An 18,464-nucleotide genomic window follows, 5' to 3' on the forward strand; every position below is an offset into this window, starting at 1 on the left:
GGGCGAAAGCTCCGGAGGATGATGGAGAGTGGTGACGAGGAGACAGTGTGTTGTTTCCCGTCGGCTGAATGGCCGTAGAATTTTAGACGCAACCGGCAAAGGCTAAACATCTGTCAACCGCAGATAAGGCGCCTTCGTTGTTGGCAGACCTTCTGCTGGCCGGGAGGCGTTTTCAAACCATCCATGAGGAATTCAGTAATGAGCAAGATTCTCGCAGTCATGATCGCCGGCCTGTTCGCAGCTGGTGCGTACGCCCAAAACCCGGCCGGTACTTCCGCTGAGCAAGGCAACGCCACCAATAGCAAGTCGCAGCAACGTGCCGAGGCCAGGAAGGACTCGAAGCCACAAGGCCAGGTGAAGGCTCCCGCCGGCGACATCGCCAAGACGCCTGAAGGCGGCGCGATCGGCACCGACAAGGCAGCCATGTCCGGCGAAGCGCGTGCCCAAACGCGAGACACCCGCCGCACCAACAAGGACGGCACCAAGAAGCGCCGTTCGACCCAAGGCGGTACGCCTGACATGGCGGGCGCGAAGTAATTCGTATCTGTGCCTTTCGAAAGCGCCCCTCGGGGCGCTTTTCTTTTTCCGACACCCATGCGCCCTGGGCGAGGCACTCGCCCGGGCGCCAGCACAAAGCGGCTGTTCAGCACACGATGTAAGCTTCGCAGCCCGCACGGACATCTGGTTCCGCGGACATTTTTGTGACCGACCTGCCTGTTTTACGCCCAGAGTTTCCTATGTTCCAGCGTCTTCTTGCATTGCTTGCCCTGTCGTTGTCGGCCCTGTCACCCGCCCTGGCACAAGAGCCGCAGATGAATCTGCAGCGCGTTCGGCTGACTGCGGGCATGTACCAGATTGATGCCCAAGTCGCGCTGCAACCGCGCGAACGCGAGATTGGACTGATGTTCCGCAAGGAAATGCCGCAACAGGAAGGGATGCTGTTCGTGTTCGAGGAGCCGTCCACCCAGTGTTTCTGGATGAAAAACACGATCCTGCCTCTCACCGCCGCCTTTGTGGGCGATGACGGGCGCATCGTGAACCTCGTCGACATGCAGCCGCAAACCACCAACACGCACTGCTCCGAGGCGCCGGTGCGCTATGTGCTCGAGATGAACCAGGGCTGGTTCGCGAAGAAGAACATCAAGAAGGGCACCAAGCTTGGCGGCGCCCCATTCGAGGCACATCGCTGATCCCCTCGCCCACAAAAAAAGCCGACCCGCGGGTCGGCTTTTTTTGTGCGGTCTTCGGGTCAACCGAAGTTCTTTGCCGCGAAATCCCAGTTGACCAGCTTCGCCAGGAAAGCCTCGACGAACTTCGGGCGCAGGTTGCGGTAGTCAATATAGTAGGCGTGCTCCCAGACGTCGATGGTCAGCAGCGCCGTGTCGGCGGTGGTCAACGGCGTACCGGCAGCGCCCGTGTTCACGATGTCGACGGTGCCGTCAGGCTTTTTCACCAGCCAGGTCCAGCCCGAACCGAAGTTGCCGACAGCCGACTTGGTGAAGGCTTCCTTGAACGCATCGAGGCTACCCCACTTGGCATCGATCGCCTTGGCCAGTGCGCCGGTGGGAGCGCCGCCGCCCTGCGGCTTCATGCAGTTCCAGAAGAAGGTGTGGTTCCAGATCTGCGCGGAGTTGTTGTAGATGCCGCCACTGGACTTCTTGATGATCTCTTCGAGCGTCATGGACTCGAACTCGGTGCCCTTCTGAAGATTGTTCAGGTTCACCACGTAGGCGTTGTGATGCTTGCCGTAGTGGTACTCGAGCGTTTCCTTCGAATACTCGGGGGCCAGCGCATCCATTGCATACGGCAGCGGAGGAAGTACGTGTTCCATGTTTTGACTCGTGAGTTGGTTGTGGGAGTCGAGCATTCTAGAAAGGATTGCCGCGCTTCACGTCGGACGGGGGCGCTTCCCCTCAGCCTGCATCGACCGTCATCGCGACAGTCCCATCCGCCAGACGCGCGCGCACCGCATCGCCGGGCGCAAGTTGTCGCGCGCTCGTGATCGCATGCCCTTCCTCATCGGTCAGCCACGCGTAGCCACGCTGCAACACGAGGGCCGGGTCGAGCAGTTGCAATCGATCGCCGATTCGCTCGAGCCGGTCTCGCCGCTGCGCCAGCGAACGCGCCAGTTTCAACGGCAACTCATCTTGCAATGCCCGCTGTGCATGGGCCAGCCGCTCTGTTTTCGAGACCACCGCATAGTGCAGTCGCTGGGCCTGATGGGCCAGGCCCAGGCGCTGTCGTGCGACCAGGCCAGAGGGCCGTCCGAGTCGACTCGCAGCCAGGTCGAGTTGCTGGCCAAGCACGTCAAGCCGGCGGTCGAGCGCGTCGCCAAGTCTCTCGTCGATGAGGTCGAGCGCTTCCAGCCAGAGCATCTGCGGGGAGGCCGCAAGTTCGGCTGCAGCCGTTGGCGTAGGTGCGCGTACGTCGGCGCAAAAATCTGCAATGGTGAAGTCGGTTTCATGCCCGACGCCGCTCACGACCGGCACTGGACTTTTCACGATCGTGCGCGCCAATGCCTCGTCATTGAAGGCCCAGAGGTCCTCGATGGAACCCCCGCCGCGTACCAGCAAGATGACATCGGGCGCGGGTGCCAGCGCGTAGAGCGCGTGCAGCGCCGCGACCAATTCGGCCGGCGCCTGCGCACCCTGCACGGCTGCCGGCGCCAGCGCCACTTCGATGTGCGGCGCGCGCCGACGCAACGCCGTCACGACGTCGTGCAACGCGGCTGCGCCTAGCGACGTCACCAGTCCGATACGCGTCGGCATCATGGGCAGCGGGCGCTTGCGGGCGGGGTCGAACAGGCCTTCGGCCTCAAGACGCGCCTTGCGCTGCAGAAACTGCTCGAACAGCGCACCTTGGCCGGCGCGGCGCAGGCTCTCCACCACCAGTTGCAAGTCGCCGCGAGGCTCGTACACCGCAAGGCGGCCGCGCACCTCAACCTGGTCGCCATCGCGCGGATTGAAGTCGAGCAGGCTTGCCGCGCGCCGGAACATCGCGCAGCGCAACTGGCCCGCCTCATCTTTCAACGAGAAGTAGCAGTGGCCGCTCGAGGCCCTTGAGAAGCCTGAAATCTCACCGCGCACGGTAACGGGGTTGAATCGCGCGTCGAGCGCGTCGGCGACGGCGCGACACAGCGCGCCAACCCGCCAGACACGTGGGCCGGACGGTGAGTTCTCACTAATTTCATTCATGCCGAACCCACGGAAAAGCAAGTTGGCCTGGTGATTGCTCCACAGCCGCGTGCACCAAGCGTGGGCAAGCCACCCATGTAGCCACACGCACATACGCCGCCGTGCAAGTCATTGATTTTATGGAAGAAAACGCTGCTCAAAATTAAGTCGATCTAGCGGGAGCCCCTGTTCATGCGGCTCCAGATGTCTTTCCAACGCGGTTACTCACAAAGTTGTCCACAGAAACTGTGCGTCGCGTCTTACAGGGTTGGCGCTCCCTTGCAAGCTCGGTCGCTCGGAGATAATCGCGCCGAATTTCGCAATCCACCCGGCCGGAGAATCATTTGTTATCGATCATAGTTGCCGCGGGCTGGCCGATTTGGCCATTGCTCGCTTGCTCGGTGCTGGCGCTTGCGCTGGTGATCGAGCGTTTCGTCAACCTCAAGACTGTTCGTGTCCTTCCACCCAAGCTGCTTGACGAAGCCATCACGGTATCGCACTCCTCGATTCCCGGGCCGGATGTGGTGACCAAGCTGGAACAGAATTCCGCGCTCGGACAAGTATTGGCCTCGGGCTTCCGGGCGCTCAACGCGAACCCGCGCTGCACGGAGGACGATCTCCGTGCCGCCATGGAAGCAGCGGGTCGCACGGTCGCGCACAAGTTGGAGCGCTGGTTGCCGGCAATGGCCACCATCGCCTCCGCAGCGCCCTTGCTGGGCCTGCTCGGCACGGTGATCGGCATGATCGAGATTTTCGGCTCGCAGTCGCCCGCCAGTGGCGGCGTAGGGTCGGGCAACCCGGCACAACTTGCGCACGGCATTTCGATTGCGCTTTACAACACGGCTTTCGGCCTGATCGTCGCGATTCCGACGCTGATCTTCTGGCGATACTTCCGTACACGCGTCGACGAATACCTGTTGAATCTCGAACTTGCCGGTGAGCGTTTCGCGCGTCACTTGAACGCGCTGAGGAAATAATTCCGATGCGCCCTCTTTCCGTGTATTCGCTGCCCCCTGACGGGGCCGCGGCCTCCTTGGGGCGGCCCGGTGGAGACTTGTCATGACGCGCGACCGCATGCACTTTCGCCACGGCGCGCGCGACGAGCCCGAGATCAACCTCATCCCGTTCATCGACGTTCTGCTGGTGGTGCTGATCTTCCTGATGCTGTCCACCACCTACAGCAAGTTCACCGAGATGCAGTTGCGCCTGCCGGTGGCCGACGCGGACGCGCAACGCGACTACCCGAAGGAAATCATCGCAGCCGTATCGGCAGATGGTCGCTACTCGATCAACAAGACCATCCTGCCCGATCGCAGCGTGGAAACGGTGGCCGCCGCGCTCGCCTCCGCCTCCCGTGGCGGCAAGGACTCCGTGGTGGTCATCAGCGCCGACGCCAACGCCTCGCATCAATCGGTGATCACGGTAATGGAAGGGGCACGCCGCGCCGGCCTGATGCAAATTACGTTCGCGACGCAGTCCGCTGCGCAAGCCGGGCGCTGAGCCTTGGATTTGCAGCGGGCATGGCTGGCACGCGGGCCGCTGGCGTGGCTGCTGTGGCCGGTCTCGTTGCTATTTGGCGCAATTGCGACGGTGCGACGGTGGCTGTACCGGATTGGCGTCTTGGGCACCGAGCGCGTCGGCGTCCCGGTGCTGATCGTCGGCAACGTGATCGCAGGTGGCTCGGGCAAGACGCCCGTGGTGCTCGCCCTGGTCCGCTATTTGCGCGCGCGCGGCGTCGAGGTTGGCGTCATCTCGCGCGGCTACGGCCGCAAGACGAATGATTGCCGCGAAGTCCTGCCCGGCGCCGACCCGCGCGATGTTGGCGATGAAGCGGCGCTGACGCACCGCCTGACAGGCGTGCCGGTGTTCGTCGCCGGAAAGCGCATCGAGGCCGCGCGCGCGTTGCTGCAACGGTACCCACGGACCGGGCTGATCGTGAGCGACGACGGCCTGCAGCACCTGGCGCTGGCGCGTGACATCGAGATCTGTGTGTTCGACGACCGCGGCACCGGCAACGGATGGCTGCTGCCAGCCGGGCCATTGCGCGAACACTGGCCGCGCCGCTGCGACCTGGTCCTGCACACGGGCGCGCGCCCCGCATTTGCCGAAGGCTACCGGGCGCAACGCACATTGGCGGACTATGCATTGCGCAACGACGGCAGCCGCATCCCGCTTGCGGAGTTGGCCAGGCAGCGGGTCATTGCGTTGGCAGCCATTGCAAAGCCCGAGGCCTTTTTCGAGATGCTGCGCACCCGTGGCATCCAACCGGAGCGCTGCGAGCCATTGCCTGACCACTACGACTTCGACGGCTGGAATCGTCCGCCCGGCGAGACTCATCGCCTCGTCTGCACCGAGAAAGACGCCGTGAAGCTGTGGCGCATTGCGCCCGATGCTCTGGCCGTGCCGCTGGTGTTCACACCCGAACCTGCGTTCTTCATCGCGCTCGACGCAAAGCTATCATCGGTCGATGGACACCAAGTTGCTTGAATTGCTGGTCTGCCCCGTGACCAAGGGGCCGCTGACCTGGAACCCGGAGAAGCAGGAGCTCTCGTCCCGCACCGCGCGTCTTGCCTATCCGGTACGCGACGGCATTCCGGTGTTGCTGGAGAACGAGGCGCGAACTCTTTCCGACGACGAGTTGGGGCTTTGAGCAGCACGGGACCACTCCCGGGCGCTGCAGCTTCTGCTGGAGTTCTCGACGACACCATGCAGGTGCCCGCCGCGGGCATCCGTTTTGTCGTGCTCATTCCCGCACGGCTGGCATCAACCCGCCTGCCGGACAAGCCGCTGGCCGATATCGGCGGCATTCCCATGGTGGTTCGGGTTGCGCAGCGCGCACGTCTGTCCAGCGCGGCGCGCGTCGTCGTCGCCGCCGACGACGCGCGCATCATGGACGCCTGCCGGACCCACGGCGTCGAAACTCTCCTGACCCGCACGGACCACGTGAGCGGAAGTGACCGGCTGGCCGAGGCCTGCGTCTTGCTCGGGCTGGCCGACGATGAAATCGTGGTCAACGTACAGGGAGACGAGCCGCTGATCGATCCATCCTTGATCGACGCCGTGGCGATCACGCTCGCCAATGAACCCGGCGCGTCGATGAGCACCGCCGTGCACGCCATCGACTCGATAGAGGACTTCCTGAATCCGAATGTGGTGAAGGCCGTGCTGGACGCGCGGGGCCACGCGCTCTACTTCAGCCGGGCACCGATACCGTGGTGGCGCGACGGCTTTGCCAGCCAGCCCCTGAAAGCGCTGCCCTCGCCTGCGCCGCTGCGGCACATCGGCATCTACGGCTATCGCGCAGGATTTGTGCGCCAGTTTCCGAGCTTGCCGCCGGCGCCTGTCGAGTCACTCGAAGCGCTCGAGCAATTGCGCGCGATGTGGCATGGTCATCGGATCGCAGTGCACGTGAGCGACCACGCGCCGGGTCCGGGCGTCGACACGCCCGAAGACCTGGTGCGAGTACGCGCCCGCATCGCCGCGATCTCGTAGCCGGCACCGGTTTTTCCGGGCGGGCGCGGGCAAAAGCCCATGCTATCCTCGAAGCAATACGGCCCAGCCCTGCCCGAAGCGGCATGCGCGCGGCGTCGATAAATATCCTAAAGAACCCTTTCGAGGACACCATGAGACTGATTTTGTTGGGCGCCCCCGGGGCAGGTAAAGGCACGCAGGCGACTTTCATCTGCAAAAGGTATGGCATTCCGCAAATCTCGACCGGGGACATGCTGCGCGCCGCGGTCAAGGCCGGCACGCCGCTCGGGCTGCAAGCCAAGTCGGTCATGGAATCCGGCGGACTGGTCAGCGATGACCTGATCATCAACCTCGTCAAGGAACGCATCTCGCAGCCGGACTGCGCCAACGGCTTCCTGTTCGACGGCTTTCCCCGCACCATTCCGCAAGCCGAGGCCATGAAGGCCGCAGGCGTCAAGCTCGACTACGTGCTGGAGATCGAGGTCCCCTTCTCCGACATCATCGAACGCATGAGCGGCCGCCGCTCGCACTCCGCATCGGGCCGCACCTATCACGTGAAGTTCAATCCACCGAAGGTAGAAGGCATCGACGACGTGACCGGCGAGCCGCTGATCCAGCGCCCCGATGACAACGAAGAAACCGTGCGCCATCGGCTCGATGTGTACAGCCAGCAAACCCGTCCGCTGGTGAACTACTACGCCAACTGGGCCAATGCCGAGCCTGCGCTCGCGCCCAAGTACCGCGCCATCGCTGGCGTTGGCAGCGTGGAAGACATTACGCAGCGCGCATTCGCGGCCCTCGGCAGTTGATGGTCACGCGGGGCGCTCGAGTGCCCCGCCGCTGATACGGCGCATCATTGCGGCGTCGAACGACACAGCAGCAATTCCACTATCAGCGCGATCCGCGCCTTGACCGGACTCAGCAAGCCGGCATCACGCAGTGCATCGCCGGGCTTTGGCAGGATGCGACCACCGCTGCAACGTGTGGCCCGCAACACGGCAATGCCGGCTGCCTGCGCTCTCATCGCCGCTGCTTCGAGTTCGTGATGCAGCGTTCCGTTGCCCGTCGCGGCCACTACCAGACCTTCGGCGCTGCCTGCGCGTGCGGCCTGAAACTCCTGGACCAGCGCATCAACGATCGCGCCGCTCGCGCCGGCGTGGCTCACGATGATCTCTACGCGAGGCGCAGTGGCGGCACTTGCAATGGCATCGATCTCCGCCTCTGACCGCTCCGTGGTCGCCGAGGGCCAGTTCCGCACTGAGCGAACCGCGCCCTCCTCGACGTAACCGATCGGCCCGCCATCACCGGAGGAAAACGCATCGAGCCGGTAGGTGTGCACCTTTTGTACGTCGAGCGCGCCATGGATCACACCCGCGCAAACCGCCACGACGCCTGCCGCACCCGCAGTGGCAGCCACCACGACCGCGTCCCGTACGTTCTGCGGCCCATCGGGCGCCAGCGCTGTCGCTGGCCGCATCGCACAGGTCAACACAACCGGTTTGTGCGACCGCAACACCGAATGCAGGAAGAACGCCGTCTCCTCAAGCGTGTCTGTGCCATGCGTAATCACGATGCCAGCGACGTCGGGTTGTGCCAGCCAATGCGTGCAACGCGCGGCAAGGCGCTGCCAGACCGCGAAGTCCATGTCCTTGCTGTCGACCTGCGCCACCTGCTCGGCATGCAGTGCGACGCCGGGCACCTCGATGCCGCCCAGCAACTCCGCCACGCCAACTTCCGCCGCCGTGTAGCCGATGTTGTCGCCCGGCTTGGCGGCCTTCCCCGCAATGGTGCCCCCTGTGCCGAGCACCACCACACGCCTGGACTCCTTCGCTGCCGTGCTCGCCACCATGCTTGCCAACTTTCAGAAACTGGTTAAAAATACAGCTACTGGATATTCAGCCAGTGCCGTGAGGAGTCAAGCGCATGCTCAACCTGTCGAACTTTGCCGTCAAGCTTACCGCCCGCCAGCAGCAGATCCTGGACCTGATCCAGAGCGCCATTGCACGCACCGGCGCACCGCCCACGCGCGCCGAAATCGCGGCGGAGCTGGGCTTCAAGTCCGCCAACGCGGCCGAAGAGCATTTGCAGGCGCTTGCGCGAAAGGGCGTCATCGAACTGGTCAGCGGCACCTCGCGCGGCATCCGCTTGAAGGGCGATGTCCTGCGCGCAATCAACGAAACGCGCTCCAGCCAGTATTCACTTGGCTTGCCCGGCATGGCGCAACTCGCGCTTCCGCTGATCGGCCGTGTCGCGGCAGGCTCACCCATCCTCGCGCAGGAACACATCGACCAAACCTACTACGTGGAGAACACGTTGTTCCAGCGCCAGCCCGATTACCTCCTCAAGGTACGCGGCATGTCGATGCGCGACGCCGGCATCATGGACGGGGACTTGCTCGCCGTGCAGTCCACCAAGGAAGCGCGAAACGGCCAGATCGTCGTCGCGCGCATTGGCGACGAAGTCACTGTCAAGCGACTCCGGCGCAACAAGAATGTTATTGAGCTGCACGCCGAAAACCCCGACTACCCGACGATCATTGTCCAGCCGGGTGAGCCCTTCGAAATCGAAGGCTTGGCCGTCGGCCTGATCCGCAACACGATGTTGATGTAGCCACCTTAACGAATGCACCAGGTGGCGGGCGTATGGCGACGAGGCCATCACCCTGTTGCAGTCGACCGAAGAAATCCTGCCTGTGTTCAACCTCACTATCTGGAGTTCACATGGGAATCGCTTTTCTGACCTTGGCTGAAATCTTCACGCCCCTGCAATCGCTGGCCAACCGTTGGATGCCAACGCGCCGCGCACAGCGCACGAGGGCGCTGCGCTACGTGGCGATTCGCCCCGGGTGCATGGCCCGCACAACCGCGACCAAGGGAGCATCGGCCGCCAGGCCGCTGCGGGTGATACGCGTTCTGGATACGCAGCGCACAGCCGGTGGCACGGGCCGCGTAGTCATCTCGGGCCGTATGGCCGATGTCTGCGCCGAGCTCGATCGGCTCGCCGCCCTGGAGGCCGCGGACGATGCAAGGCGCCTGATGCATTGACGTGGCAAAGGCGGGAACGCGCGGCCGCAGAGGGTGCAAGGCACAATAACGTGCCATGAATATCGTGATCCTCGACGACTACCAGGATGCGGTGCGTAAATTGCGCTGCGCCTCCAAGCTCGACGCCTATGCCGCCAAGGTCTATACCAATACAGTCAAGGGCATCGGCCAATTGTCAGTGCGTCTGAAAGATGCCGACGTGATCGTGCTGATTCGCGAGCGTACGCAGATCTCGCGGCAACTGGTCGAGAAACTGCCCAAGCTCAAGCTCATTTCACAAACAGGCCGGGTGGGCAGCCACATCGACGTGAATGCATGCAGCGAACTGGGCGTCGCGGTGGCCGAAGGCAGCGGTTCGCCGCTTGCCCCGGCCGAGTTGACCTGGGCATTGATCATGTCCGCGATGCGCCGCCTGCCGCAGTACATCAGCAATCTCAAGCATGGCGCGTGGCAGCAGTCCGGCCTCAAATCGGCTTCGATGCCGCCGAACTTCGGCCTGGGGTCCGTGCTCAAGGGCAAGACGCTTGGTATCTGGGGTTATGGGCGGATCGGGCAACTGGTCGCGCGCTACGGACAGGCCTTCGGCATGCAGGTCATTGTCTGGGGCCGTGAAGCAAGTTGCGCGAAGGCGCGGTCAGACGGACTGCAAGTCGCGGCAAGCCGCGAGGCACTCTTCGAAATGTCGGACGTGCTGTCGGTCCACTTGCGTCTGATGGACGAAACACGCGGCATTGTGACACTGGCGGACTTGTCGCGGATGAAGCCAACTGCCTTGTTCGTGAACACGTCGCGTGCTGAGTTGGTCGAGCCCGACGCGCTACTCGCCGCGCTCAATCGCGGCCGGCCCGGCCTCGCCGCAATCGACGTGTTCGAAAGCGAACCACCTCTGCAGGGACACGCGCTGTTGCGACTCGAGAACTGCATCTGCACCCCGCATATCGGCTACGTGGAGCAAGAGAGCTACGAGCTCTATTTCGGCCAGGCGTTCGACAACGTCGCAAGCTTCATCAAAGGCAATCCGACCAACATCGTCAATCCTGGCGCACTGCAGGTTCGCCGTTGAGTCGGGCCCCGCTCCCCGCCTCACTCTGGGCGTTGCTGGCGGGTAATTTCGTTATCGGTACCGGTGTCATGCTCGTCGCCGGCACGCTGAACGAAATCAGTGGGTCATTCGGCGTGAGCGTTTCGGCGGCGGGCCAGTTGATGACCGCGGGCGCGTTGGTTGTCTGCTTCGGAGCGCCGCTGCTTGCGGCGCTCGTAGCGGGCTGGGACCGACGCATGCTTCTTGCGCTGACCATGGTTTGGTATGGGGTCTGCCATGTGGCCGCGGCCCTGATGCCCAGCTATTTCGAGCTGCTGGTGGTGCGCATGCTGACGATGCTTGCCCCGGCCATCTTTACGGCGCAAGCCGCGGCATCGGCGGGCATGCTGGTGCCGCCCGATCAACGCGGCCGGGGCGTGACCTTCGTCTTCCTGGGTTGGTCGATGGCGTCGGTACTGGGGCTGCCGCTGGGTGCCTGGCTTGGCGGCCACTACGGCTGGCGCGCTGCGTTCCTCGTCATCGCCGTTGCCGCAATCTGCAGCGCCGCCTGGATCTGGTCGACGATGCCGACCGGTGTTCGCCCCGCTGCACTCACGCGCGCAGCCTGGGCGCGGGTCTTCAAGAGTCCTGCGTTGATGGGAGTGGTGACGGTCACCGCACTGCAAAGCACCGGCCAGTTCGTGGTGTTCGCCTACTTTGCACCGCTGCTGAAGCAGCAACTCGGTGCGGACGCGACGCAGCAAAGCTTCATGTGGGCCTGGTTTGGCGCATGCGGACTCGTCGGCAATATCCTGGTCAGTCGCTACATCGACCGCATTGGCGCCGGCAGAGCGGCGCTGTTGACCACCGCGCTCATGGCAACGAGTCTGTTGCTGTGGCCGCTGGGCGTCAATTTTGTGGTGTTCGCATTGGTGGTGATGCCTTGGGGGCTCGGCTGCTTTGCGGCCAACTCGGCTCAACAGGCACGGCTGGTCGGCCTGGCGCCGGCAATGGCTGCGGGCTCGGTGGCGCTCAACAGTTCGGGCATGTTCATCGGGCAGGCAATTGGCGCCGCCACCGGAGGGTGGCTGCTGGCGCACGATGCTGCAAGCTGGATGCATTGGGCCGGCTTGGGCGCGATGCTGGTCGCCATGACCCTCAGCATCGCGGTCGACCGCTTGCCGCGGCCCGCTTGATTGACCCAGGATTTGACTGGGGGACCGAGGACGCCGCGCTCAGTCAGCGCTTGATGATGCGTGGCGCGATCGCCGCCTCGGTCTCGGGATCGAACAATTCGAAATCAATGACGTGCGGATCGGTCGGAGCCGGGGCCGTCGCCGCGGGCTCGATCGGCGCCGCGAGAGTTTCGAACGCGGTCTTGTCGAACTGCGCGAGATCCATGTCGACAGCCGGCTCAAGCTGCGACGGCTCGACCGGGCTCATCTCGGTTTCAGCAAGCAGGCCGTCGTCGATGCCGCCATAGATCGAGGGAAACGGTTCCACCGGCGGCCTTGGGGCGGTCACCGCAGGCGCAACAGGAGCCGACGCAACCGGCATCATCACGGTCGGTTCGGTCGTCAGCGTGGCGCGCGCAGTGGGCTGCATATCGTGGCTGAAGGTGTCGACGAACGGAATAGGCGTGATCGGTGCGGGCGCCGTATCGGGGTCGACGACTTCCTTGGCGATCGCGTAGAGCAGCAGCAGTTCCTGGTATGCGGCAAGGTCGAAGGCCTCATCCTCATGCACACCTGGCTTGCGAAACACCAGTTCCTCGATGAGCGCGAGCGTGCCGGCGGTCGGCCACTGCGATTCGATACGGGCGAGCGCGCTGCGGTAGTGCTCCAGGCCGCGGCCGCCGAGCGAGAATTCGTCGAACTCGGGGACCTCGGCATTGAACGCACGCTCGAAGTCGGTCGCCAGTTGGGCGTATTCCTCGCGGCGCCCCAGGGCGTGGTAGATCTTGAACAGGTCAAGGTACGCCAATGCGCTGGTGCCCGGATTGGCCGCGATGTGCTCGACCAGCACTGCAATGGCCTGGTCGTGCTGACCAAGCGACAGGAAGAAATCCGACTGCTGCTGCACGTCGAACAGTTCCTCGGTATTGACCGGACGCGTCGCCGCGACCTCGATGGGGGCAACGACCGGGACACCGGTCGGGCCGTAGGTCGTGTCGGCGTTGGTCGCTGCCAGCAATGCAACATGGCGCGGATCGAGTTCTCGACCTCCCAAGGGCGCACGCTGTGTTGGCTCGTGCTCGTCGTCGTCTTCCTCGTCGAACTTGCTGTCTGCTGGCAGCACCGTCTTGCCGCCACCGCTTACCGGACGCGGCTCGGTGCCCTCACCCCACCAGGCCGGCGCGGTGGCGCGACGCGACAGGCGCCAGAGCAATCCGATCGCCAGCAATGCCAGGGCCAGCAGCCCAACAAGCGCATAGACCAGCGGATTGCGATAGCGGCTCTCGCGCGCATCGGCCAGTTCGCTTCGCATCTCGAGCAGGGCGCGCTGGTTCTGCGCAGTTTGTTCGCGCAGGGCAGCCAGAGTCGCTTCAAGCGTTTGAATACGCTGGGATTCGCGTTGCGCGTCCTCCGGTGGTGCCGCGAGCGCACGCCATTGAGCTGCGGCCTGGGCACGCTTGGCGAGATCCTCGGTCGCGGGCAACGCCAATTGGGACGAAGTCTTCAGGCTGCCTTCGCGCGACAGCGCTGGCTCGAGTGCCTCGATCTTCAGGCGCGGACCTGCGGGAGGCGCTTCGACGCGGGCTGCGGGTGCCGGCGGCGGTGCGACCAGCAGCGCGGGTGCAGCTACTGCAGGTGGGCGCGCCGGCGGCGGCGCAGGGCGGACCACCGGCGCCTGGGCGGCGATGATGCGGCGGGACGGACGCGCTGCCGGGACGGGCGCTTCTCCGGCATCTTCAGCGCGAGGACGTGGCGGCGGAGCCCGACGAACCGGGGCCGACGATCCTGCACCCGATCCGGACCCACTGCCGCCCACGCCGCGCGACGCACGCCCGCTGCGCTCCCCACCCGCCGAATCCATCGACGAACCGGCAGATGGCAATGGCGTCGCCGCAAACCGCGACGTGGAGGGCAAGCTCGCAGTTTCCACCGGCACATCCGCCAGCAGGACGAAGGTACGATTCGAGCGCGAATCGCAGCCGGCGCGAACGGTGACGTTGACCACCGGCTCTTCGATCGGAACGGTTGATCGCACATGCAAACGCGGGGCGTTCGCCGATGCACCCGGCTCAAGGGATAAAGTCACACGCTTGTCGTCGATGCGTGTATCGCCCTGCACAACGTCGCCTTCGAGGCACAACGCATTTCCACTTTCACTGTCCCCGAGCGTCAGCGGAATCACCAGATCGAGCGGTTTGCCGATCCACGCCGCACCTTGCGGGCGGCCGATCGTCAATGCGAACGATGGGAATGCGAGCCCCAACAGGATCAGGGTTGCCGCGGTGCGTTGATGTTTCAAGATTGGGCGGACACTTTGCAATCTAAAGTAAACACATTCTGACACGCTGATACACCAAATTCTTTCATCAGGAGACTTTTATCAAATGACCGTGAATTTTTCCAATGTCGCCATTGTGGGTGCTGGCGCAATGGGGCGGGGTATCGCCCAGATGGCCGCTCAGGCCGGCAGCAAGGTGTTGCTTGTCGACAGCATGCCCGGTGCCGCTGAACGGGCGTTGGCCACGCTTGCGGAGCAATGGAGAAAATTGCACGACAAGGGCCGGCTCGAAGCGACTGAGCGCGATGCACTCATTGCAAGGATTCATGCAGTCTCAACGACCCGTGAACTGGTCCATTGCGATCTGGTGATTGAGGCAATCATCGAAGACCTTGAGGTGAAACGCCAATTGTTTCGCGAACTGGAGGAAATCGTCTCGCCTTCAACGGTGTTGGCGACCAACACCTCGTCGCTATCTGTAACCGCAATCGCCAAGGCATTGAGGAACCCCGAGCGCTTCGCCGGCTTTCATTTCTTCAACCCGGTTCCATTGATGAAAGTGGTCGAGGTCGTCGCCGGATTCAAGACGGCCAACGAGGTTTGCGCGCGCCTGGCCGGCTATGCGCAGCAGATGGGACACCAAGCGGTACAGGCACAGGACACGCCGGGCTTCATCGTGAATCACGCGGGCCGTGCCTATGGCACCGAGGCGCTGCGCATTGCCGGTGAAGGCGTGGCCGATTTCGCGACCATCGACCGCATCCTGAAGGACCAGGCCGGCTTCAAGCTTGGACCGTTCGAGTTGCTCGACCTGACCGGGCTGGACGTGTCGCATCCGGTAATGGAGTCGATCTACCGTCAATACTACGAAGAGCCTCGTTATCGCCCGAGCGCGATCGCAGCCCAGCGCGTGGCAGCCGGTGTGTTTGGCCGCAAGTCTGGAGAGGGTTTCTATCGTTACCCTGAAGGCGTCATGCAGGTAGCTGCCGAGCCTCCGACACCGGTCGTCGACACGCTCCCGTCGTTCTGGATCTCGCCACGCGCCTCGCGCCGTGCCGAACTGATCAAGCTGGTACATGAACTCGGCGGGCAGATCGAGTCGGGCGCAACCCCCTCCTCGGCCGCGCTGATCCTCGTGGCACCGCTTGGCTTCGACGTGACCACCGTGGCCGCAGTCGAACGCCTCGACGCCACGCGCACCGTCGGCATCGACATGCTGGTCGACGACACCACCACCAAGCGGCGCGTGCTGGCCACCAATCCGGCCACCCGCATCGACATGCGCAACGCAGCACATGCGCTGTTTGCGCGCGACGGCAAGGCCGTGAGCGTGATTCGCGACAGTGGCGGCTTCGTCACGCAACGCGTGATCGCAGCCATCGTGAACGTCGCCGCCGACATGTGCCAGCAGCGCGTAAGCACACCGGCCGATCTTGAAACCGCGGTGACGCGCGGACTCGGCTATCCGCAAGGGCCTCTGGCGATGGGCAACCTCTACGGTCCCACCAACATCCTCGAAGTACTGTTCAACCTGCAGACCGTCTATGGCGATCCGCGTTATCGCCCCAGCCCGTGGTTGCGCCGCCGCGGTGCGCTGGGCCTGAGCATGTTGCACGAAGAGGAATAGAAAGATCCCATGACCGCAGAGCTCAAGAGCCGCACCGAAGGCCAGACCATGGTGCTGACGATCTCCAACCCGTCGATGCGCAATGCGCTCGGGCCGGAGATGTATGCCGCGGGCGTCGAGGCGCTGAACGGCGCGGACAACAGCAGCGACGTGCGCAACGTCGTGATCGTCGGCGAAGGCGCCTGGTTCTGCGCAGGCGGCTCGTTGCAGCGCCTGGCCGCAAACCGTGAACGTGATCCATCGGTGCAGGCTGAAAGCATCGACGGGCTGCACAACTGGATCGACTCGATCCGCGCATTTCCGAAGCCGGTGATCGCCGCCGTCGAGGGCGCGGCCGCAGGCGCGGGTTTCTCGCTCGCGCTGGCCTGCGACTTTGTGATCTCGGCACGCGATGCGGTGTTTGCCGCGTCGTACAGCAACGTCGCGCTTTCGCCCGACGGTGGCCTGAGCTGGCAACTGGCACAGATGCTGCCACGCCAGATCGCGACCGAGTGGCTCATGAACGGCGAGCGCATTTCGCCGACGCGGCTGCATGACTTGGGACTGGTCAATTCATTGACCGAACCAGGCCAGGCCCTGCAAGGCGCGCTGGCGCTGGCCGACACGCTCAGCGCGCGTGCACCCAACGCGCTGGCCAGCATCAAGGAGTTGCTCAACGAAGGCCGAGGCGCCACGCTGGTGAACCAACTTTCGCAGGAGCGCGACCACTTCGTGCGCAACCTTCACCATCCGAATGCCGGCATCGGCATTGCCGCCTTCCTCGCCAAGACGAAGCCGCACTACACGTAGCACCGGGTCGCGACAGCGACAATCCGCCCCCCTTTCAGTCGCCGACAGGACAGAACAATGGACGACCCCATTCTTACCATCGAAGAACGAGAGGCGATCAATGCTGGTCGCTGGTTCTCATCACTTTCACCCTCGCTTCGTCACGACATCCTTCGATGCGCTTTCGTCAAACGCTACAAAGACGGCGACCTGCTGGCCGCACGCGGCGATCCGCCCGAAAGCTGGATTGCCTGCGCCAAGGGCGCGGTACGCGTGAGTTCGACGGCGGTGTCGGGCAAGCAAGTCACGCTGACGTATGTGGAGCCGGGTATCTGGTTCGGCGATGTGGCGATGTTCGACGGGGACCGGCGCACGCACGATGCCTATGCGCATGGCGACACGACCACGCTGAACGTGGCGCGCGCCGATTTCCAGAAGATCCTTGCGGCGCACGTGGAACTCTACGAAGCCTTGATGCGCCTGCAGGCACGCCGCATCCGCACGCTTTTCGGGCTGGTGGAAGACCTCAACACGCTGCCCTTGCGCGCACGACTCGCAAAGCAACTGATTCACCTGGTGCGCAGCTACGGCGTGCCCAACCTGGACGACGGCAGCCAGATGCGAATCGGCCTGCAACTGGCACAGGAAGAGCTGGCGCAACTGCTTGGCGCCTCGCGCCAGCGCGTCAACCAGGAACTGAAAGTGATGGAGCGCGAGAACGCGATCCGCATCGAGCCGGCTGGGCTGGTGGTGCTCGATCGCTCTGCCTTGATGCGCATTTCCGAAGCAGACATCTGACATGACCGATTACCAGAATTTCATCGGCACCCGTGCCGTTTCGCAGCAGCATGCCTTCGACATCGATGCGCTGCGCGCCTGGCTCGAGAAGAACCTCGATGGCTTCAAGGGTCCGCTCACGATCGAGATGTTCAAGGGCGGTCAATCGAACCCGACCTACAAGCTTGTCACGCCAAGCAAGAGCTATGTGATGCGTGCCAAGCCAGGTCCGGTGGCCAAGCTGCTGCCATCGGCACATGCCATCGAACGCGAATACAAGGTAATGAGCGGCCTGGCCGGCACCGATGTCCCGGTGCCGCAGATGTATTGCCTGTGCACCGACGAAAGCGTCATCGGGCGCGCCTTCTACATCATGGAATTCATGGCCGGCCGCGTGTTGTGGGACCAGTCGCTGGCCGGCATGACGAATGCCGAACGCGGCGCGATCTATGACGAGATGAACCGCGTCATCTCTGCGCTGCACACGGTCAAGTTCGCCGAGCGCGGCCTGGCCGACTACGGCAAGCCGGGCAACTATTTCGAGCGCCAGATCGGCCGCTGGAGCAAGCAATACGTCGCCTCCATCACGCAGCCCATCCCCGAGATGGACAAGCTCATGGAATGGCTGCCCGCCAACATGCCGGACAGCGCGCGCGACGAGAAGATGACGAGCATCGTGCACGGCGACTACCGGCTCGACAACCTGATGTTCCACGCGACCGAGCCGCGTCCGATCGCGGTGCTCGACTGGGAGCTTTCCACGTTGGGGCACCCGCTCGCCGACTTCAGCTACCACTGCATGTCATGGCACATCCCGCAGGACATGGGCCGCGGCACCGGTGGGCTCGATCACAAGAGCCTCGGCATTCCAACCGAGAGCGAATACATCCGCAAGTACTGCGAGCGCACCGGCCTCACCACCCCCGAGGCGCTCGCACCCGACTGGAATTTCTATCAGGCCTACAACCTGTTCCGCATGGCCGCGATCCTGCAGGGCATTGCCAAGCGGGTCGAGGCCGGTACCGCATCGAGCGAGCAAGCCGTGGCCTCGGGCCGCGGCGCCCGCCCGATGGCGGAGATGGCCTGGGCATTTGCCCGACGTGCCTGACCCCGATTTCACCCCTGGAGAC

20 protein-coding genes are annotated in these 18,464 nt (G+C 63.9%); 16 read left to right on the plus strand and 4 right to left on the minus strand.

The features are described from left to right. The first annotated feature begins 198 nt into the window (after positions 1-198). Both WKW80_RS12780 and WKW80_RS12785 read left to right on the plus strand, forming a co-directional pair. Positions 199-537, plus strand: coding sequence for a cell envelope biogenesis protein TolA (locus tag WKW80_RS12780; RefSeq protein WP_340363938.1), 339 nt, complete (start codon positions 199-201; stop codon positions 535-537). 200 nt (positions 538-737) lie between these two features. Then, positions 738-1,190 (plus strand): DUF192 domain-containing protein, encoded by a 453-nt coding sequence (locus WKW80_RS12785; protein WP_340364165.1) that lies wholly within the window; start codon positions 738-740, stop codon positions 1,188-1,190. 59 nt (positions 1,191-1,249) lie between these two features. Here the strand turns inward: WKW80_RS12785 and WKW80_RS12790 are convergent, their stop codons facing one another. Together WKW80_RS12790 and xseA are read right to left on the minus strand one after the other, a co-directional pair. After that, positions 1,250-1,831 carry a superoxide dismutase gene (locus tag WKW80_RS12790; protein ID WP_340363939.1) on the minus strand — a complete coding sequence of 194 codons (582 nt, stop codon included), beginning with the start codon at positions 1,829-1,831 and terminating at the stop codon, positions 1,250-1,252. Positions 1,832-1,913: 82 nt separating this feature from the next. Then, positions 1,914-3,194 carry an exodeoxyribonuclease VII large subunit gene (gene xseA, locus WKW80_RS12795; protein ID WP_340364166.1) on the minus strand — a complete coding sequence of 427 codons (1,281 nt, stop codon included), beginning with the start codon at positions 3,192-3,194 and terminating at the stop codon, positions 1,914-1,916. Between the two features lie 323 nt (positions 3,195-3,517). Here xseA and WKW80_RS12800 point away from each other — a divergent pair, with 323 nt between their 5' ends. From WKW80_RS12800 to adk, 6 genes are all read left to right on the plus strand, one after another. Beyond that, positions 3,518-4,150 carry a MotA/TolQ/ExbB proton channel family protein gene (locus tag WKW80_RS12800; RefSeq protein ID WP_340363940.1) on the plus strand — a complete coding sequence of 211 codons (633 nt, stop codon included), beginning with the start codon at positions 3,518-3,520 and terminating at the stop codon, positions 4,148-4,150. A gap of 97 nt (positions 4,151-4,247) precedes the next feature. Beyond that, complete coding sequence (locus WKW80_RS12805) at positions 4,248-4,673, plus strand: ExbD/TolR family protein (protein ID WP_340364167.1); 426 nt, start codon at positions 4,248-4,250, stop codon at positions 4,671-4,673. Between the two features lie 3 nt (positions 4,674-4,676). Beyond that, a complete protein-coding gene (lpxK, locus tag WKW80_RS12810) occupies positions 4,677-5,660 on the plus strand; it encodes a tetraacyldisaccharide 4'-kinase (RefSeq protein ID WP_340363941.1) in 984 nt (327 codons plus the stop codon). Next, on the plus strand, positions 5,641-5,823 hold the full coding sequence (locus WKW80_RS12815) for a Trm112 family protein (RefSeq protein ID WP_340363942.1): 183 nt from the start codon (positions 5,641-5,643) through the stop codon (positions 5,821-5,823). Before lpxK ends, WKW80_RS12815 begins: the two co-directional genes overlap by 20 nt. Before the next feature lie 56 nt (positions 5,824-5,879). After that, on the plus strand, positions 5,880-6,665 hold the full coding sequence (gene kdsB / locus WKW80_RS12820) for a 3-deoxy-manno-octulosonate cytidylyltransferase (protein WP_340363943.1): 786 nt from the start codon (positions 5,880-5,882) through the stop codon (positions 6,663-6,665). A gap of 131 nt (positions 6,666-6,796) precedes the next feature. After that, on the plus strand, positions 6,797-7,453 hold the full coding sequence (adk, locus tag WKW80_RS12825) for an adenylate kinase (protein ID WP_340363944.1): 657 nt from the start codon (positions 6,797-6,799) through the stop codon (positions 7,451-7,453). Between the two features lie 44 nt (positions 7,454-7,497). Here adk and WKW80_RS12830 read toward each other — a convergent pair whose 3' ends face one another. Beyond that, the gene (locus tag WKW80_RS12830) at positions 7,498-8,493 is read right to left on the minus strand and encodes an asparaginase (protein ID WP_340364168.1); all 996 of its coding nucleotides are present in this window, start codon (positions 8,491-8,493) and stop codon (positions 7,498-7,500) included. 74 nt (positions 8,494-8,567) lie between these two features. On the opposite strand from WKW80_RS12830, the gene lexA reads away from it, so the two are divergent. The 4 genes from lexA (at position 8,568) to WKW80_RS12850 (ending at position 11,905) form a co-directional block, all read left to right on the plus strand. Then, positions 8,568-9,254, plus strand: coding sequence for a transcriptional repressor LexA (gene lexA / locus WKW80_RS12835; protein WP_340363945.1), 687 nt, complete (start codon positions 8,568-8,570; stop codon positions 9,252-9,254). Positions 9,255-9,364: 110 nt separating this feature from the next. After that, the gene (locus tag WKW80_RS12840; RefSeq protein ID WP_340363946.1) at positions 9,365-9,688 is read left to right on the plus strand and encodes a hypothetical protein; all 324 of its coding nucleotides are present in this window, start codon (positions 9,365-9,367) and stop codon (positions 9,686-9,688) included. A 55-nt stretch (positions 9,689-9,743) separates the two neighbouring features. Next, positions 9,744-10,751, plus strand: a complete 1,008-nt coding sequence (locus tag WKW80_RS12845) for a D-2-hydroxyacid dehydrogenase family protein (protein WP_340363947.1) — start codon at positions 9,744-9,746, stop codon at positions 10,749-10,751. Continuing rightward, entirely contained in the window at positions 10,748-11,905 is a 1,158-nt protein-coding gene (locus WKW80_RS12850) for an MFS transporter (protein ID WP_340363948.1), read from the plus strand. The genes WKW80_RS12845 and WKW80_RS12850 overlap by 4 nt, the downstream gene beginning before the upstream one ends. 43 nt (positions 11,906-11,948) lie before the next feature. On the opposite strand, the gene WKW80_RS12855 is transcribed toward WKW80_RS12850, so the two are convergent. Continuing rightward, on the minus strand, positions 11,949-14,183 hold the full coding sequence (locus WKW80_RS12855; protein WP_340363949.1) for a hypothetical protein: 2,235 nt from the start codon (positions 14,181-14,183) through the stop codon (positions 11,949-11,951). Between the two features lie 85 nt (positions 14,184-14,268). Here WKW80_RS12855 and WKW80_RS12860 point away from each other — a divergent pair, with 85 nt between their 5' ends. The 4 genes from WKW80_RS12860 to WKW80_RS12875 are packed head-to-tail and all read left to right on the plus strand — an operon-like array spanning position 14,269 to position 18,442. Further along, positions 14,269-15,789: a 3-hydroxyacyl-CoA dehydrogenase gene (locus tag WKW80_RS12860; RefSeq protein ID WP_340363950.1), complete on the plus strand. Its 1,521-nt coding sequence runs from the start codon at positions 14,269-14,271 to the stop codon at positions 15,787-15,789. Positions 15,790-15,798: 9 nt separating this feature from the next. After that, positions 15,799-16,578 carry an oxepin-CoA hydrolase, alternative type gene (locus WKW80_RS12865; protein WP_340363951.1) on the plus strand — a complete coding sequence of 260 codons (780 nt, stop codon included), beginning with the start codon at positions 15,799-15,801 and terminating at the stop codon, positions 16,576-16,578. Between the two features lie 57 nt (positions 16,579-16,635). After that, positions 16,636-17,355 carry a Crp/Fnr family transcriptional regulator gene (locus WKW80_RS12870; protein ID WP_340363952.1) on the plus strand — a complete coding sequence of 240 codons (720 nt, stop codon included), beginning with the start codon at positions 16,636-16,638 and terminating at the stop codon, positions 17,353-17,355. 1 nt (position 17,356) lies between these two features. Then, positions 17,357-18,442: a phosphotransferase gene (locus tag WKW80_RS12875; RefSeq protein ID WP_340363953.1), complete on the plus strand. Its 1,086-nt coding sequence runs from the start codon at positions 17,357-17,359 to the stop codon at positions 18,440-18,442. The last annotated feature ends 22 nt before the right edge of the window (positions 18,443-18,464 follow it).

Source organism: Variovorax humicola, from assembly GCF_037889915.1.
In the GTDB taxonomy this organism is placed as follows: domain Bacteria; phylum Pseudomonadota; class Gammaproteobacteria; order Burkholderiales; family Burkholderiaceae_C; genus Variovorax; species Variovorax humicola.

What these genes read in the sequence shown, in the direction of transcription:
- WKW80_RS12780 (WP_340363938.1), top strand. Translation starts at nt 199, where the DNA reads ATGAGCAAGATTCTCGCAGTCATGATCGCCGGCCTGTTCGCAGCTGGT.
- WKW80_RS12785 (WP_340364165.1), top strand. Translation starts at nt 738, where the DNA reads ATGTTCCAGCGTCTTCTTGCATTGCTTGCCCTGTCGTTGTCGGCCCTG.
- WKW80_RS12790 (WP_340363939.1), bottom strand. Translation starts at nt 1,831, where the DNA reads ATGGAACACGTACTTCCTCCGCTGCCGTATGCAATGGATGCGCTGGCC.
- xseA (WP_340364166.1), bottom strand. Translation starts at nt 3,194, where the DNA reads ATGAATGAAATTAGTGAGAACTCACCGTCCGGCCCACGTGTCTGGCGG.
- WKW80_RS12805 (WP_340364167.1), top strand. Translation starts at nt 4,248, where the DNA reads ATGCACTTTCGCCACGGCGCGCGCGACGAGCCCGAGATCAACCTCATC.
- WKW80_RS12815 (WP_340363942.1), top strand. Translation starts at nt 5,641, where the DNA reads ATGGACACCAAGTTGCTTGAATTGCTGGTCTGCCCCGTGACCAAGGGG.
- kdsB (WP_340363943.1), top strand. Translation starts at nt 5,880, where the DNA reads ATGCAGGTGCCCGCCGCGGGCATCCGTTTTGTCGTGCTCATTCCCGCA.
- adk (WP_340363944.1), top strand. Translation starts at nt 6,797, where the DNA reads ATGAGACTGATTTTGTTGGGCGCCCCCGGGGCAGGTAAAGGCACGCAG.
- WKW80_RS12830 (WP_340364168.1), bottom strand. Translation starts at nt 8,493, where the DNA reads ATGGTGGCGAGCACGGCAGCGAAGGAGTCCAGGCGTGTGGTGGTGCTC.
- lexA (WP_340363945.1), top strand. Translation starts at nt 8,568, where the DNA reads ATGCTCAACCTGTCGAACTTTGCCGTCAAGCTTACCGCCCGCCAGCAG.
- WKW80_RS12840 (WP_340363946.1), top strand. Translation starts at nt 9,365, where the DNA reads ATGGGAATCGCTTTTCTGACCTTGGCTGAAATCTTCACGCCCCTGCAA.
- WKW80_RS12845 (WP_340363947.1), top strand. Translation starts at nt 9,744, where the DNA reads ATGAATATCGTGATCCTCGACGACTACCAGGATGCGGTGCGTAAATTG.
- WKW80_RS12860 (WP_340363950.1), top strand. Translation starts at nt 14,269, where the DNA reads ATGACCGTGAATTTTTCCAATGTCGCCATTGTGGGTGCTGGCGCAATG.
- WKW80_RS12865 (WP_340363951.1), top strand. Translation starts at nt 15,799, where the DNA reads ATGACCGCAGAGCTCAAGAGCCGCACCGAAGGCCAGACCATGGTGCTG.
- WKW80_RS12870 (WP_340363952.1), top strand. Translation starts at nt 16,636, where the DNA reads ATGGACGACCCCATTCTTACCATCGAAGAACGAGAGGCGATCAATGCT.
- WKW80_RS12875 (WP_340363953.1), top strand. Translation starts at nt 17,357, where the DNA reads ATGACCGATTACCAGAATTTCATCGGCACCCGTGCCGTTTCGCAGCAG.